Raw genomic sequence first — 14,154 nt, forward strand, 5'->3', positions numbered from 1 at the left:
GTAGCTCCCTGATTTTAGAAAACGGAAGGTTGTTTGTTCTTTGAAGCACATCCTCCCGCCATTTAGATAGATTGATTTCATTAGCTCTACAGGTACCGAAGAAGGAATAATACATCGCAATATTTTGGGCGACAGCATGTGAGTCCGCCGAAAGGACTAATTCAATAACATGTGACTGGGTGGAGACTCGAATCATAATAGTATTACCAGCCTTCAACCTGATTACTATCCCTTCTGAAGTCTGGCTATGAGCGGTTTCTTCCGAAATCATATCGGTTTTGATCTCTACGAAGCCAAATTCCGTTGATCGCCCTCTTGTTCTCTGATCCAGACGGCTAGCCACCCTCTGAAAGACCCTGAAGGAATCCCATTTTTTCTACAGTAATCTGCCTGACTCAACCCACTCCTCTCCCATTTTCTGATTGGAGCTTCTTTATCGGTTTTTGTTTTCCTCATTTTTTGGAGCAAAGGGATGCGGCGGAGGAATTGAAGGAAACAGTGATTAGCTAAAGGGAAACGTTACAGAATGGATACCACTCCTTATGCCAAAAATCTATCCCCGCTTTCAGAAAACGAACCCAATTTGGGAAGAACCGTATGCGGAAAATCTGCTCATATGGGGCTGTGAGGGAGCGAGGTGGTAACAGATTGCTCTACTCGGAAGTCAAAGGCATGTAGTCGAACGGCTTTTAAATCCAGCTTCACCTGATCCTAAATGGCGGTGAACTGTTTATAAATCATCCCTGCACCAATAATTGCCGATATGAGTAATCCAGCTTGAATCATATTCACTCTAACTAATTTTGCTAAAGTGAATAGTAAGTTATTAGTGAATTATATAGATAAACCACTATAAGTGTGGGAAATTGTGCGTTTTTGTAGGTTATAATTTAGATAACTTTACTCAATCTGGGTTTAATAAAGTAAACCAACATTAATTCGGATGAATACTGAGAACTTAAGTGGAATGTACACACGACTGGAAGTGGCCCAAATGATGAATATTCATCCTAACACGCTACGGGCCTATATGAAAATGCATGGAATAGAAATTAAGCACCGGCGGTTATCAGTAGGAGAAGTGAAGCGGATATTCCAAGCTATAGGAATGTATTAGGTATAAAAATGGATGTATATTATTTTAGTTTGTCGTTAAAGACGACGGGTATTTGGTGTTAAATTCGGAAAAAATTTAGTAGATGAACTAAATTAATTAGTATAATAATTATATTTACTGAATCAATAACCCTATTAAGCCTGAGCCGAATGATTGTATTGTCCAATGATTTTATAAATGGAACATACCGCCTTTCCAAAATGCAGTTTATGATTATTTTCAGGCTCGCTGAACGTATCAGGCAAGGGGATACAGATTTTCGTACAGAGTCTTTTACTTTGTCGGAATTTGTGGGCTTGAAAAAAGGGCAGGCCATTGGGAATTTGTATGAAGATTGTCGAGAAGCCTGTAAGTTTTTGAAAGGGCTTCGGCTTCGAATTGGCAAGCGCACCTATCAGGTGCTGGAGTTCGTGGAATGCCCCAAGTATATGGGGTATATTCGATTGCGATTTGCAAAAGCACTTAAACCGTTTTTTTTGGGCCTCAAACAAAATTTTACACCTGTAGACTTTGAGGATGTTCAAAAGATGGGCTCTGGCGTGAGGATTCGGATCTATTTGTTTCTTCGACAGCATTTGACGCTGAAGAATCGTCATTTTGACTTTAAGAAAATCAAAGCCATGTTGGGCTATTTACCGAAGGCTTATCCCCGATTCAAAGATTTCGACAGACGTGTATTACAGCCGGCTTATTCGGACATCAAGAAGTTCGGTCTATTGGATGTGGAGCAGGAAATCAGATTTTTGGGTCGGCAGATTGATAAACTGGTGGTTAAAATCAAGGGCGCGGTTAAAAAAGTAAAGAAAGCGGTCGTCCCTCCTACTTCTGCTAAACCACCCATGCCGGCATGCAATACGATTCCTGGGCTTCCGCCTTGGATGAATGCGAGAACACTGGAAAAGCTGAGACAGGAGTATCCGGAGGATTATTTGATGTATGCCGTTCAGGTGGTGGAGCAGAAGGATAATGTTGAAAATCCGATGGGATATTTTCGCAGCCTGCTTCCGAGGGAAGACTTCCAAAAAGAGTTTAGGGCTCATGTATCAGAATTAGCAAAAAAACAGCAGGCCATCGCGCTGCAAAAGACTGCAGCAAAGGAAGCCGAATGGGAGGCGCACGTCTATCAGCTGTTCAGTGAACGTAATAATGCTTGTCGTCAGCAATTTTTTGAACAGCATCATAATCGTCAAACGGTAGAGGTTTATCTCCGCCACCTCCAGAAAGGTCGTAATTTGCCCCACAATCGCCGATACTATCAGGAGTGGATGAAGTGCCAGTTAATGTTTGATGTGCTCCCGGAGCAGTCTAAAATCGCTTATAAAGGCTGGTTAGTTAAAACCTATGGCGAACGAGGGGATTATGATCAAAAATTCTTTGCTACAGAGATGAAAAACAGCGCCTACTACCAGTTGTTTATGGAGCGTTAATAACTCCTCCCTTTCCTCATATTTATTTTTTAAATCTTCCGTATCGTACAGTGGATAACTTTAATCCTATTATTTAACATAATGCATTGGTGGTAGGTTATTTCCCTAATCCACTGAACTAATTTCTTCTAAAAATCTTCATCGCTCCAACTTTCGACTCCACCATAAAATTTTAGAAGAAACAACAACCTGTTGTTTGTTAAGTTTTATAGTATTTATAATTGTTTTCAGCGAAAAAAACGGCTCAAAATCCGCCTTTATGGGCTCTGTGAGCCTTTTTTTGATTCTGATTTAAACAGTTAAATGATTGGTTAGGATAGTTTTATGAAATTCCTTGACAAAGGCGTGAATATTCGTGACAAATAGCTGATTTAAAAAAATAAATGTAACTACCTGATTATGAGTAGTATTTGTTATTTCTACTTCTATAAACTAAATATCAAGTTCTTTTTACGACAAAAATTGCAACGACCATAACTGTTTGTTTTTTGTTTTATATGTTTTAAGTGTTTTCGGGTGCTATAAGTCTATGATATAGAATAAGTTACAAGCTTAAAAGCCGAAAGAAGTACGCAAACTACCGACAAAAGTACGCGAACTACCGAAAGAAGTACGCAATAAAACCACCAATTGTACGCGAACTACCGACAAAAGTACGCAACCTTTAAAGGACTGAATCTTAAAAGCCGAAAAAAGTACGAATTAATACCGACAAAAGTACGATGATAAGCTTGTTTTCTGTATTATTCGTGGTTAGTTTTGGAGAAAGCCGTATAGCCAATCGTACTTTTGGTGGTTTTAAAGAGCGCGCTGATGTGGGTTGATTTTCGTCTGCGTACTTTTGGTGGTAATTGAAAAGCGAGTATTCGTACTTTTGTCGGTAATTAAACGAAAATGATTGATAACCAAATTCCGGATTTAGAGCTGTCCATAGTGAAGTCGAACAAATTGGTGGAGACCAGAAATCACCTATCTGTTCTGCAGCAGCGGATTTTGGCCGTCGCCTTTTCCAGATTGAAACCTCAGCAGGAGCGTTTCGACTGGATGGAAATACCGATGCAGGCCTTGTTTACTTCCCGCGTGGGATTGAGGCAATATGAATTGGTGTCGAATGCACTTAAGGAAATGACCACCTTGACCATGGATGTGTCTGCGAAAAATGGGAAGTACTGGCGAAGCGTTCCATTGCTGGAAGCGGAGGGAGATGAAGACCGTCGGGTGGTCAGGGTTCGATTTATTGAAAATGCCCGCGATTTGCTGATTGATATTGATACGGCAGAAGGCTATACCTCCTATTTACTGGGGCATGTTTGGTCGTTCAAAAGTTCCCATACCTTCCGGATTTATGAATTGTGTAAACAATATCTTAGCTTGGGGAAGCGGAAAGTGTCAGTGGTATTTCTCCGCGAGCGTTTGGGGTTGATTATTCATCCGGTGGGAAAGAAAAACCGGAACAATGAAATTCTGGAAGATGCAGATCTGAAGAAGCTGAAAACCAGGTACCCTCGTTTTAATGATTTTGAGACTAAAGTACTGAAAGTAGCTCAGGAGGAAATCAATACCACCAGTGATATTCTGATTGATTATGAAAAGGTGCGAAGTGGCCGGGCCATTGAGTATATCGTTTTTAAAATTGAGCGGAACCCGGATTATGTTGCAGAGAATAAACAGGTAAAATTGAAGCTTCCGAAAGTGAAACCAGCCGCTAAGTCTGAGCAGCGAACTTTGGATATTCCTTTCGAAGAAGTGGAGAAAGCAGAGAAGACGGAGAAGGAAATTTATGCGGAACAATATATAGCTAACCAAAAAGGCGTTAAAAATCCGGAGGCTTATAAAATGAAACTGATGGGAGATGATGCTTTTCATCGTCAGTTTGTGCAGGATACCGAAACCCAAAAAGTGCAGGAAGCCGAGGCGGAAAGAGTCGCACAGGAAAAACAGCGGGCGCAAGAGCTGACAGAGCTGGAGGAAAAATGGGCACAGGAATATGGTGAAAACTATAAGAAAGTCCGGGTTCCTTACTGTCAGATGGTGAATCAGAAGCCGGAATTGATTGACAGCTTTCGGGAGTGGTATATGGAAAATGGTTCCAGTACCGGAAAGCGGGAAGTACTGGAACGGATAGCTAATCGCAAGCTGGAGAGTGGTGACTGGCTGAAGTTCGGGACTTATATGATCGCCACTATTGGTACGGCGGAGGAGAAAACCTGGTATTTGTCTGCTGATCCAAGAAAATATGTAGAGGCTCGACGTGAGGCCTGGAGGGCGGAGCAGCAAAATACTCCGGTAAAAGAGCCGATTGAAAATCAGGCGCAATCTCCCCTGTTTACCGGATTTGAGGATTTGTGACAGATTTTAGATTAATCGATAATGGTATTTTTTAACATCTTATGGCTACATTTTTTAAGTATCGGAGTAAACCCTCAAATATCTCCAGATGATTGCTTTACTTTTGAAAGTTATTACCCCTCATCCGATAATGGGTATTATGTCTTATCTTTTAAGGATGAAGAAGGGAAAGATATTGTGGTGTATTCAGACATTAAAATTCCCCCTGCCGGGAAAAAATTAATGGAGGGGCAATGTTACGAACTTGATTTGGAGCCAGTAGATGATGCAGTAGTGTTACCCAAAGGTTATATAGGTCACCCATTGATTATTTCCGGCGCGCGAAAGGGGTTCATTGCCTTAAATTTAGTCGGGCTTTTCTTTGTCGATCAATGATGATGTAAGGTGGTGAATACTTCCCTCCTGCATTTTTTTGAATTTAGTATTCAGACTTGCGCAGAATCTGTGTACACCCTTTTTACAATCAAATGAAAGCCTTGAGCATAAGTGGATGGTGAAGAAGCAAATTTTGAATCTTTCCTAAAGAAACGAGTAGATAGAAGTTAGCCCTACAACATTGAGCCTCAAAATACTCCGGTAAGAGAGCCGATTGAAAATAAGGCGCAATCTCCCCTGTTTACCGGATTTGAGGATTTGTGATTTTTATGGGCTTCAAAAACCCCTTATCTTTTTCTTTTTAGAATTACGAATCTGAATACTCCGAAAATAGCAATAGCCAGAATTAGGGTTAGAAAAAGTTGCCAGGAAAATATGCTCCATTCCATCGTTGATAAAGATTAATTGGTACTTGAACTACTATGTTGAAGGCGGTCCATTTAACCATTGAAGTAATTATTTTTATACAAAATAATATATTTCTTCTAATTGCTTCAATTTGATGACTTTTGTAAAAAAATTAGCATCAATCGAGGTCGTTGCGCAGAATCTGCGCACTCGCCTCTTTTTATTTTACATTTTTGTTCAATTATGATAGGTTTTGGTTAAGTTACTTTGTATTTTTGAACAAAATCATACAGTAATGCGCAGAATCTGCGCACTCCCCCATTAAGTAATCGCCATGAAAGACTTAAACATTGCCTTAAGTAAATGGATAGCGGAGAAGAAGAAAATTCTGAACCTTTCCGAAATAAATGAGCAGACGGAAGTCAGCCGGACCACGCTGAGCCAGGTGATCAATCACCAGCAGGTACTGTCCCCAAAACTGACGCAGCAGCTCCTGCCCTACTTTGAGGCGAATTATGGTTTGACAGAGGAAAAACTGTTGGACCTGATTAATCCTCCTGCCAAGGTGATCGCATTCTGGAATCAAAAAGGGGGCGTGGGCAAAACCACTACTTCTATTTCCATTGCCAGTGCATTTGCCAATGAAGGTAAAAAGGTATTGTTGATTGATGCGGATTATCAGAACAATGCTTTAGCGGCTTATGGGATCAGCCGGTATGATTTGGAGGAAGATGGCGAAAGTGTTCCATCTTTAATGGATGTATTGGTGGACAATTCCAAATTTGAAGAAGCCCTGGTGCAGCCGATGGAAGCCCTGGATAACTACCACTTGTTGCCTAATTATGGTGAATTGACCAGTCTTTTGAAAGAAGGTATTGGCCTCTCCCCTCTTCAAAAATCGAAGTGTTTTGATACTTTGATCAAGTCCATTAATCGGGATTATGACATCATCATTATTGATATGCGCCCAGATCTGGATACGATCTTTTCTTACGCCCCACTGTTGGGTGCGGAGCATGTGTATTTGCCATTGGATGCTTCCCGATTTTCCATTCAAGGATTGGTGGATTCGTACAATTACATCAGTCAGATCCACAAAGACAATCCGAAATTGAAAATTTCCGGCGCCTTTTTCAATCGCATCACCTTAGCCAAGAAAGAAGATAAAGAAGCCATTGCGGATATTTCTGAACGTCTGGATGAGTTGAAAATTTATGTGTTTGAAAATCTGGTGCGTGACCTTTCCGGTATCAAAAAAGCCATGAAATATGATATGGATCCGGTAAGTTTTGGATTTGAGCTGAAGGCGGGTAAACATCCGGAGATGAAAGGCGAGAAAGCAACTTGTATCAACGCTCATGATGATTTTATGAGCCTGTATCAGGAATTAACCCAAACCATGTAATGCAATGGCGAAATTAGTCAGAAAGAATAAACCAAATCCTGATCAGAAGCGATCGATCGTAGGGAACGGCATCAGTATTGATATTCATAAAACCCCTCCTACCGCTTTGGAGGTGCTGCCATTGTTTGAGCAGTTCATTCATCCTTTGTCGAAATCGGAGTTTTCGAATTTGAAAGCGTCCATTGAAAAGGACGGAGAAATTTTCGATCCGATTAAAGTGTGGGATACCGGATCTGAGAAGTTTGTGATTGATGGTCACCATCGATTGAAAATCGCCAAATCTTTGGGTTTTGATCAGGTCCCTTTCCGTTCCATCAAAGCGTTGGAGACTCGTGATGATGCACTGGAATGGATGGCGAAAAACCAGTTGAGCCGCCGGAACATCACCCCGATGATGACTTCTTTTTTGAGAGGCATACAGTTGCAGAAATCATCGGATGAGGAGACGACTCAAGAGATTGCTCAGAAATTGGGAGTGAGTAAACGTACACTGGAGAATGACCGCAATGTATTCCTTGCGCTGGAAGCCATTGGTAAAGAAAATGCTCACTGGAAGGATTATCTCATCCTGACTTCCCTGGAAGAAGCGGCAATCTCAGAACAGGAACAGGCTGCCCTGAGCCGGGTGAAAAAAGGCGATTTGGAAAAGTTGGGTGTGCTGTTGAATAAGGGAGAACAGATTGAAATTCCGGTTTGGCTGGGATTGAAAGCGGAAGAAAAAGCCCCAAAGCTTCCATTGAGCAATTTGGATAAGTACCGGAAGCAGGCGGACCGCTGGTTGAAATCTGCCGAGAAAATGGAGCAGGAGGAATTACAAAAGCTGAAGGAGTTGTTAGAGGAGACACTGAAGCGGGTAGAGGAGAAGGTGGTAGGTTAAGATAATATTTTTAATTGTATATTGAGGTATGAGCGCTAATCAAGAAGATATTCGTTGGAAACAACGCTTTAGTAATTTTCAGAAAGCATTATCTAAACTTCGTGAGGCTATTCAATATTTGGAGCAAAAACCTGATTTTGATAATGATTTTGAATCAGAAATCATCAAAGAAGGTATTATCCAGAGATTTGAATATACGCACGAGTTGGCTTGGAATGTAATGAAGGACTATGCCATTTACCAGGGAAATACCACAGTTGGAGGTTCAAGGGATGCCATCAGGCAAGCCTTTAAACTAAACTTGATTACTGATGGAAAACTTTGGATGGAAACTATTAATAGTCGAAATCAAAGCTCTCATACCTATAATGAAAGCACTGCCGAAGCTATATTTTCTCAGGTGGTAGCCACCTATTTTCCCTTATTTGAGGCGTTTGAATCAATGATGGAAGCTAAGAAATCGGAAGAGGATCTACCATGGCAGGAATAGGAGAAATCGGTTTGTCAGATCAGGAAATCAATAATATTCGGTTGGTATTCTCGACTCATACTGAAATAGAAAAAGTGATTTTATATGGATCCAGAGCAAAGGGAAATTATCGTCCTAATTCGGATATTGATTTGACAATAGTCGGGGAAGGGGTAGACACCTTACAATGTTTCCAAATCGAAAATGAGTTGGATGATCTACTCCTTCCTTATACCATTGATCTGTCGGTATTTCACCAAATTGATAACCCGGATTTAAAAGATCATATCGAAAGGTGTGGTCGGGTTTTCTATGTGGCAGACAGGGGAGAGTAATGGTAATAATTAGCTTCTAATCTTTTCCCACAATTCCGGTTGAATCAAATTTTCTTCTTTAGCCCGTAAAATGAGCTCAACCGCAGCCTCTAGTTTTTTCGGAGTAATCTGCGGCTTTCTCTCCGTCAGGGATAGTTCGATTTTCCCTAAAGCCAATTCCTGAATCCTCTTGTCCGAAATTTTCTTGGTACCGTTCAGGACGGCTTGTTTGGTGCCAGGCTCTTGGGAATCCAGCAGGTCCAGACCGATTTGGAAGAGTCCGTCATTTCGGATGGTTTTTTCAGAAATACCCTGACTTTGGGCGAGTACAGCGGATGTTCGGGTATCAGTGGGTAAATTTTTCCCACTGAAATTTTTTCCCTTTCGAATTCCTCCATTATTGGATTTCATTCTATTATACAGTAGTCCCCGATAATACTTCATCTGTTTGGAATTCAAATTCCGCCGACTGAACTGGTTCATGATCATCCAGTCCTTGGCTTCTTCCAGGGAATTGAAATGCTTTTCTACCCAAGGGAAAGTTTTGATGCCTAATTTGCAAATAGCTTCGTAGCGGTTGTGGCCATCGATGATGATATGCTGATCATCGTGCTTCCAAAATATAATAGGATCCCGAACGCCGTCCTTTTTGATGCTGTCGTAAAGCTTGTTTTTTTCTTCTTCTGTAAGTGGACGGATCAAGTCCCGTAATTCATTAAGCACAGAAATAATCGGCGGATGGCGGTCTTTTCTTTTTTGCTGTTCTTCCTGCTCCCGCATTTCTCGGATAACATTGGACATTAAACTCATAGTATGAAAGGTTTGGTTTCGTGCAGTTCGTTCTACACGATTATGAGTTTTTACGGGAGTGAATTATTGAAGAAGGTAGTCGGTGCATTATGGTGCAAAAAAGTGCATTGTCATAAATTTAAAGAATTATCCAAACAATTGACTGATGAGTTTGTCTAAGGTTTTCCTGTAACCAATATCAAAAACCTTAGACAATTTCACCTTTTTTATGATACTGACACTTTACACAAAAGCTACACACTGTGTAGCCCATTATCCTGAAGCCATAATCAAAAAATAATGCGGGTATGAGATATGCCATAAAATGGTGTTTACAGCATATTTTATAAAATCTTCGGGTTTTAATCCGATGTGAAGAATCAAAAAAATACTGTCAGTTTGTACTTTTTAAGTATTACATAGCTTTACGTAAAATCATAGATATTCATTGTGCCCCCATTTAGGTAATGCTTTCAAGTATATTTTAACTCAGTGAACCAAAAAGATCATGACGCTCTAATGCTAATCTTCATTCTCCAACTCAAAAATTTCATTCACGCTCAATCCGAAAACCTTGGAAATTTTTAAGGCTAAAATGGTTGAAGGAGTGTATCGCTGTTTTTCTATTGCATTAATGGTTTGTCTTGATACTCCTATTTTTTTTGCCAAATCCTTCTGAGTGAGATTCTTAATGGCTCTTTGAATTTTAATTGAATTCTTCACTATTTTGAAAGTTTAAGAAAATTCAAGTATATAAAATAAAAGAAAAACAAACTAAAAGAATGATCCAATACACTGGTTGAAGCAAGGAAACCTTCCCCAGATACAACACCGGTGATTGCATCTAAAACTGCCACCGATGTTCCCCATAAAAACGTAGCAGTAAATGCATAAAGTCTAATTCTCAAAGTACGCTCATCTTCTACCTTACTTTTAGATATCGCTATTAATAGCATTGCAGTCACAATAATACTTTTAGATAAAATAACCCAGGTATGACGACTTAACAATAACTCACCTGAAGAGAATAGAGGTAAGATTAGGATTGCTAACCCTATAATTATCAATCCAATTGATATTTTAACGAATTGATTAGGCAGTAGCTTAAGTTCCTTTTGCATAATGGTAATGGTTTATAAGTAAAGAATAGGTTACAAAAAGTAAAATATACTTTACATTAAAATAGTAAGCAAATATCTTGGTGAAAAATTTAACTAAGAATAAGAAAGAATAAATAATGTTCTGAAATCACTTCTACTTCATTGTGTAACCACCACCGAAAATGATACCACTTTCTAATTGAAAATGATACCACCTCGCAAAACAAGAAATCCTGCTAAGGAAATCAACGATCATCACCACCAATCTGGACTTTGAGATGTGGCATGAGATATTCCTTGACCCGGTACTAACAGCAGCCCTGATTGACCGGTTGACTCACAAAGCTCATTTGATCAATAGGGATGGGGAGTCTTATCGATTAAGAGAAACAATGAATCTTACACTACAGGCATAATTTATTGAAAACAACCATGGGCTTTTAGCCTATTAATTTTACTTTTAATGGTACCCTTTTCGGTGGGAAGGGTGGTCCCCATTTGGTTGGAGATTACAGGGTGGCACAAATCGAACCGGAATATCCACGATACACATATTGGAAGTTTCATGCAAAAAATCATGAACTCTGAATTTGATGATGAGGCTTATTGGTTCCGAAAGATATCTAAGCTCATTCTTGATTTTTCAAAAATACTGGCTGACCTGGAATGTTCTGACGAGATCTTTGAAAAACTTGATAGTCTGATATTGACTATTCAGTGGGTGAAGGAGCGGTTGAGTGCATGATGTTACATGGTTGCTTTGTTGGTCGTTTCTGAATTGAGCATTACGTTATTAATTGAAATAGCTAATATATGGGCTATTTAGTTAGTTTTAATTCCAAAATAGCTTATATTTAGGCTATGATTTCATTTGGAAATACTCCCCAGCGGCAAGCCGATGCTTTGGCCGAACGTTTTAAAATCATTCGTAAGCAACAAGGATTTACCCAGGCACAATTGGCTGACCGGTCGGGGGTGTCTTTGAGTAGTTTGAAGCGATTTGAGCAACAAGGTGAAATCGCTTTGTTGTCTTTGCTGAAATTAGCGCATGTACTGAACTGCTTGGATGATTTTGAAAAGTTGTTTCAAAAGAAGGAGAAAGAGGGCGGAAAAAATCTGGATCAACTATTTAGCGAGGACTGGTGATGGAGCATGTGAAAACGATAAAAGTGATGTTGCGCTGGAGCGAGGACCAGCAGTTGCCTGTCGGTGAGTTGGTACAATATGATCGCCGGATATTGTTCAAGTATCATCCTGAAATTCTTGATCGTAATTTATCATTATCGCCGATTAAGTTACCGCTAACCAAAGAGGTGGTGGATATGTCTGCTTTTTCTTTTGATGGTTTGGCAGGTGTTTTTAATGACTCCCTGCCTGATGGTTGGGGGCGCCTGTTGCTTGATCGGAAGCTGACTGCGATGGGGCTGCCTTTTCAGCAATTGACTCCATTGGATCGACTGACTTATGTAGGGCAAAATGGACCCGGGGCTTTGGTTTATTATCCTGAGATGGAACAGGAGAGTACCACCACACAAGTTTTGCTGGAGCAGTGGGAGCATGAGTGTAATGAGATCTATGATGGGGCGAGCTCGGACCTGTTGGAAAGCTTGTTTCAGGCTGGAGGTTCTTCTGGTGGAGCCCGCCCAAAAGTGAATTTACTATACAAACCCAAATCCGATACACTTCGCAAGGGAAATGTAGCAGAAGAAGGAGAGGAGCACTGGTTGATCAAGTTTCCCTCTTCATTGGATATGTCTGATATTTCCAATGTCGAATATGCCTACTACTTGATGGCGCAAGAGGCGGGTATTTTCATGAGCCCGTGCCGCCTTTTCTTTGGGGAAAGTGGAAAACCGTATTTTGGAACGAAACGATTTGACCGGATAGGGAATCATCGTTTACACATGCATTCAGCCAGCGGACTGATGCATGATAACTTTCGATTGAGTAATATGGATTACGGTCATTTGATGGATGGAGCTTTCCAGCTTCAAAAAGATGTGCGCTGTTATGAGGATGTTTTGCGACTGGCCACTTTCAATATTTTTGGGCATAATCGTGATGACCATAGCAAGAATTTTTCCTTTTTGATGGATCAAAAAGGAACGTGGACCATGGCGCCGGCTTATGATTTGACCTTTTCCAATTCAGGTCATGGATTTCATTCTACCATGGTTGCCGGTGAAAGCCAAAATCCAGGCTCCAAGCATATCAAAGAATTAGCAAAATATTTTAGTGTTAATAACGTGAACCAAATTATTGAGCAGGTTAAGGATACTTTGTCTAACTGGCCGCAGTTTGCCAATCAGGCCGGAGTTACGGAGGCTTCAAAGAAAGCCATAGCAAAGACGATCAATGGTTTGTTGGTTGAGAGGTGGTAGTGGTTCCAGGAAAGGTCAATAAGTAAAAGTGAAATGAGCTAATATAAGTCTACAGAGTTGTGTAACTTGTTAATATTTAGCTCATTATTAACCCGAATTATTCATAGCCTTTATATCTAAATAGATTTTGGTAGTTTATTTCCTATTCAAATTTGAATTAGATTTGTGAAGTGGAATCATTTTCAAGTAGAGGGTGATATTCTTTTATTTGGTAGTTACACAAATTTTATCTAAAAATCTATTTTCGGGAGCCCCTTCAGTAAATGTGGGGGTATTTTTTTTATTTTCTCTAGATCGTTTTCTGGTAGGGTGCATATAAGTGGTTAACATATAAGGAATTATGTTCCTTGCTTGAAAAATTCTAAAATCACTTTTATTATATAGTAATGTATAATGCTAATAACAAGAGTGTAAGCTTATATAACTAAATCCATTAATAACTGTGCTTCAAAAGTACTTTTGCCATATTCTCTAATGCTATTTTAGTATCCAGTTGAATCCTATAACTTTTGTGAATGCCATTTTAGTCCATCAAATCCACTTTTAATAGGGATCCTTTCGATTGGAAGGGTGGTACCCATTTGGTTGGAGATTACAATCGATGCTATATTTTTGTCTTAACTAGCTATAAAGTAGCGATTTATATCTTTTTTTGTGTGGTTTGTATGAATAATTCGGGTTAATTTGCCCCGGAGGAATTTTACCGGAGTTCCCCGGAGTGAGGAAGGAGCCATCTTCACCGAGGAATTTCAGGTTTTTGACAAAGCCCTCGAAAACGAGTTCTTTCTTTTGATGGTAATTGACTTTTCCGTTCCCTGCGGTCTTCTTCAGGTCGGCATCCAGCTTGCTGTTACCAATTTTGGAGACGATGCGCTGCCCTTCGATGTAGAAGTGCTTGGTGTAGCCACCGCTGGTAAGCACCAGATAGGGATTCACATAAACGGTGTTGTTGCAGATGCTTCCTTTTCCACCTTTACGACTGCCGTTGATGTCGATGCTCTGGCCGATATTTTTACCTTTAATCACACGGGTGCCGCTGGCATCATAGACGTAGTTGAAGGTATTGCCATTGTCGGCGATGGCGCGAATACGGTTTTCTTCATCCCAGGCGAGGTTTCTGTACGCTTGAGGTGAATATTTGTTTGGGTGGCTTATTGATACTCACAAACTAATGTAATACCAAGGCCATGAGAAGTAATCATT

General features: G+C 40.2%; 18 protein-coding genes. 12 read left to right on the top strand and 6 right to left on the bottom strand.

Annotated elements, in window-relative coordinates; translation table 11 throughout:
- Positions 1-343: hypothetical protein (locus AAA970_RS26980; RefSeq protein ID WP_420916763.1), on the bottom strand; the 343-nt coding region annotated here is incomplete at its 3' end.
- On the bottom strand, positions 286-456 hold the full coding sequence (tnpA, locus tag AAA970_RS27910) for an IS66 family insertion sequence element accessory protein TnpA (RefSeq protein WP_420916760.1): 171 nt from the start codon (positions 454-456) through the stop codon (positions 286-288). The genes AAA970_RS26980 and tnpA, both read right to left, overlap by 58 nt.
- Before the next feature lie 487 nt (positions 457-943).
- Between tnpA and AAA970_RS26985 the strand changes: the two genes are divergently transcribed.
- From AAA970_RS26985 to AAA970_RS27020, 8 genes are all read left to right on the top strand, one after another.
- Positions 944-1,117, top strand: a complete 174-nt coding sequence (locus AAA970_RS26985; RefSeq protein WP_338240067.1) for a hypothetical protein — start codon at positions 944-946, stop codon at positions 1,115-1,117.
- A 149-nt stretch (positions 1,118-1,266) separates the two neighbouring features.
- Complete coding sequence (locus AAA970_RS26990) at positions 1,267-2,544, top strand: replication initiation protein (protein ID WP_338240068.1); 1,278 nt, start codon at positions 1,267-1,269, stop codon at positions 2,542-2,544.
- An 894-nt stretch (positions 2,545-3,438) separates the two neighbouring features.
- On the top strand, positions 3,439-4,893 hold the full coding sequence (locus AAA970_RS26995; protein ID WP_338240069.1) for a replication initiation protein: 1,455 nt from the start codon (positions 3,439-3,441) through the stop codon (positions 4,891-4,893).
- A gap of 21 nt (positions 4,894-4,914) precedes the next feature.
- Entirely contained in the window at positions 4,915-5,268 is a 354-nt protein-coding gene (locus AAA970_RS27000; protein WP_338240070.1) for a hypothetical protein, read from the top strand.
- A 682-nt stretch (positions 5,269-5,950) separates the two neighbouring features.
- A complete protein-coding gene (locus tag AAA970_RS27005) occupies positions 5,951-7,021 on the top strand; it encodes an AAA family ATPase (protein WP_060688780.1) in 1,071 nt (356 codons plus the stop codon).
- A gap of 4 nt (positions 7,022-7,025) precedes the next feature.
- Positions 7,026-7,898: a ParB/RepB/Spo0J family partition protein gene (locus AAA970_RS27010; RefSeq protein WP_338240071.1), complete on the top strand. Its 873-nt coding sequence runs from the start codon at positions 7,026-7,028 to the stop codon at positions 7,896-7,898.
- A 28-nt stretch (positions 7,899-7,926) separates the two neighbouring features.
- Positions 7,927-8,388 carry a nucleotidyltransferase substrate binding protein gene (locus AAA970_RS27015; RefSeq protein WP_338240072.1) on the top strand — a complete coding sequence of 154 codons (462 nt, stop codon included), beginning with the start codon at positions 7,927-7,929 and terminating at the stop codon, positions 8,386-8,388.
- Positions 8,376-8,702, top strand: a complete 327-nt coding sequence (locus AAA970_RS27020) for a nucleotidyltransferase domain-containing protein (protein ID WP_338240073.1) — start codon at positions 8,376-8,378, stop codon at positions 8,700-8,702. Before AAA970_RS27015 ends, AAA970_RS27020 begins: the two co-directional genes overlap by 13 nt.
- Before the next feature lie 9 nt (positions 8,703-8,711).
- Here AAA970_RS27020 and AAA970_RS27025 read toward each other — a convergent pair whose 3' ends face one another.
- The 3 genes from AAA970_RS27025 to AAA970_RS27035 all read right to left on the bottom strand — a co-directional run bounded on the left by AAA970_RS27025 (position 8,712) and on the right by AAA970_RS27035 (position 10,591).
- A complete protein-coding gene (locus AAA970_RS27025; RefSeq protein WP_338240074.1) occupies positions 8,712-9,491 on the bottom strand; it encodes a ParB N-terminal domain-containing protein in 780 nt (259 codons plus the stop codon).
- Between the two features lie 501 nt (positions 9,492-9,992).
- Positions 9,993-10,193 carry a helix-turn-helix transcriptional regulator gene (locus AAA970_RS27030; RefSeq protein WP_338240075.1) on the bottom strand — a complete coding sequence of 67 codons (201 nt, stop codon included), beginning with the start codon at positions 10,191-10,193 and terminating at the stop codon, positions 9,993-9,995.
- Complete coding sequence (locus AAA970_RS27035) at positions 10,193-10,591, bottom strand: hypothetical protein (RefSeq protein ID WP_338240076.1); 399 nt, start codon at positions 10,589-10,591, stop codon at positions 10,193-10,195. The genes AAA970_RS27030 and AAA970_RS27035 overlap by 1 nt, the downstream gene beginning before the upstream one ends.
- A gap of 230 nt (positions 10,592-10,821) precedes the next feature.
- On the opposite strand from AAA970_RS27035, the gene AAA970_RS27915 reads away from it, so the two are divergent.
- The 4 genes from AAA970_RS27915 (at position 10,822) to AAA970_RS27050 (ending at position 12,951) form a co-directional block, all read left to right on the top strand.
- Positions 10,822-10,986, top strand: coding sequence for an ATP-binding protein (locus AAA970_RS27915; protein WP_420916762.1), 165 nt, complete (start codon positions 10,822-10,824; stop codon positions 10,984-10,986).
- Positions 10,987-11,135: 149 nt separating this feature from the next.
- Positions 11,136-11,315 (top strand): hypothetical protein, encoded by a 180-nt coding sequence (locus AAA970_RS27040; RefSeq protein ID WP_338240077.1) that lies wholly within the window; start codon positions 11,136-11,138, stop codon positions 11,313-11,315.
- 116 nt (positions 11,316-11,431) lie between these two features.
- On the top strand, positions 11,432-11,716 hold the full coding sequence (locus tag AAA970_RS27045; protein WP_338240078.1) for a helix-turn-helix domain-containing protein: 285 nt from the start codon (positions 11,432-11,434) through the stop codon (positions 11,714-11,716).
- Positions 11,717-11,742: 26 nt separating this feature from the next.
- On the top strand, positions 11,743-12,951 hold the full coding sequence (locus AAA970_RS27050; RefSeq protein ID WP_338240079.1) for a type II toxin-antitoxin system HipA family toxin: 1,209 nt from the start codon (positions 11,743-11,745) through the stop codon (positions 12,949-12,951).
- Between the two features lie 621 nt (positions 12,952-13,572).
- Here AAA970_RS27050 and AAA970_RS27055 read toward each other — a convergent pair.
- Complete coding sequence (locus tag AAA970_RS27055) at positions 13,573-13,977, bottom strand: hypothetical protein (protein ID WP_338240080.1); 405 nt, start codon at positions 13,975-13,977, stop codon at positions 13,573-13,575.
- Positions 13,978-14,154: the final 177 nt, after the last annotated feature.

The sequence above is a fragment of the Persicobacter diffluens genome (genome assembly GCF_036244895.1).
Classification (GTDB): Bacteria; Bacteroidota; Bacteroidia; order Cytophagales; family Cyclobacteriaceae; genus Persicobacter; species Persicobacter diffluens.

Excerpts from the sequence above, each read along its gene's own strand:
- AAA970_RS27020 (WP_338240073.1), top strand. The coding sequence starts at position 8,376 with ATGGCAGGAATAGGAGAAATCGGTTTGTCAGATCAGGAAATCAATAAT.
- AAA970_RS26990 (WP_338240068.1), top strand. The coding sequence starts at position 1,267 with ATGATTGTATTGTCCAATGATTTTATAAATGGAACATACCGCCTTTCC.
- AAA970_RS27025 (WP_338240074.1), bottom strand. The coding sequence starts at position 9,491 with ATGAGTTTAATGTCCAATGTTATCCGAGAAATGCGGGAGCAGGAAGAA.
- AAA970_RS27050 (WP_338240079.1), top strand. The coding sequence starts at position 11,743 with ATGTTGCGCTGGAGCGAGGACCAGCAGTTGCCTGTCGGTGAGTTGGTA.
- AAA970_RS27000 (WP_338240070.1), top strand. The coding sequence starts at position 4,915 with ATGGTATTTTTTAACATCTTATGGCTACATTTTTTAAGTATCGGAGTA.
- AAA970_RS27040 (WP_338240077.1), top strand. The coding sequence starts at position 11,136 with ATGCAAAAAATCATGAACTCTGAATTTGATGATGAGGCTTATTGGTTC.
- AAA970_RS27035 (WP_338240076.1), bottom strand. The coding sequence starts at position 10,591 with ATGCAAAAGGAACTTAAGCTACTGCCTAATCAATTCGTTAAAATATCA.
- AAA970_RS27010 (WP_338240071.1), top strand. The coding sequence starts at position 7,026 with ATGGCGAAATTAGTCAGAAAGAATAAACCAAATCCTGATCAGAAGCGA.
- AAA970_RS27015 (WP_338240072.1), top strand. The coding sequence starts at position 7,927 with ATGAGCGCTAATCAAGAAGATATTCGTTGGAAACAACGCTTTAGTAAT.
- AAA970_RS27045 (WP_338240078.1), top strand. The coding sequence starts at position 11,432 with ATGATTTCATTTGGAAATACTCCCCAGCGGCAAGCCGATGCTTTGGCC.
- AAA970_RS26995 (WP_338240069.1), top strand. The coding sequence starts at position 3,439 with ATGATTGATAACCAAATTCCGGATTTAGAGCTGTCCATAGTGAAGTCG.
- tnpA (WP_420916760.1), bottom strand. The coding sequence starts at position 456 with ATGAGGAAAACAAAAACCGATAAAGAAGCTCCAATCAGAAAATGGGAG.
- AAA970_RS26985 (WP_338240067.1), top strand. The coding sequence starts at position 944 with ATGAATACTGAGAACTTAAGTGGAATGTACACACGACTGGAAGTGGCC.
- AAA970_RS27005 (WP_060688780.1), top strand. The coding sequence starts at position 5,951 with ATGAAAGACTTAAACATTGCCTTAAGTAAATGGATAGCGGAGAAGAAG.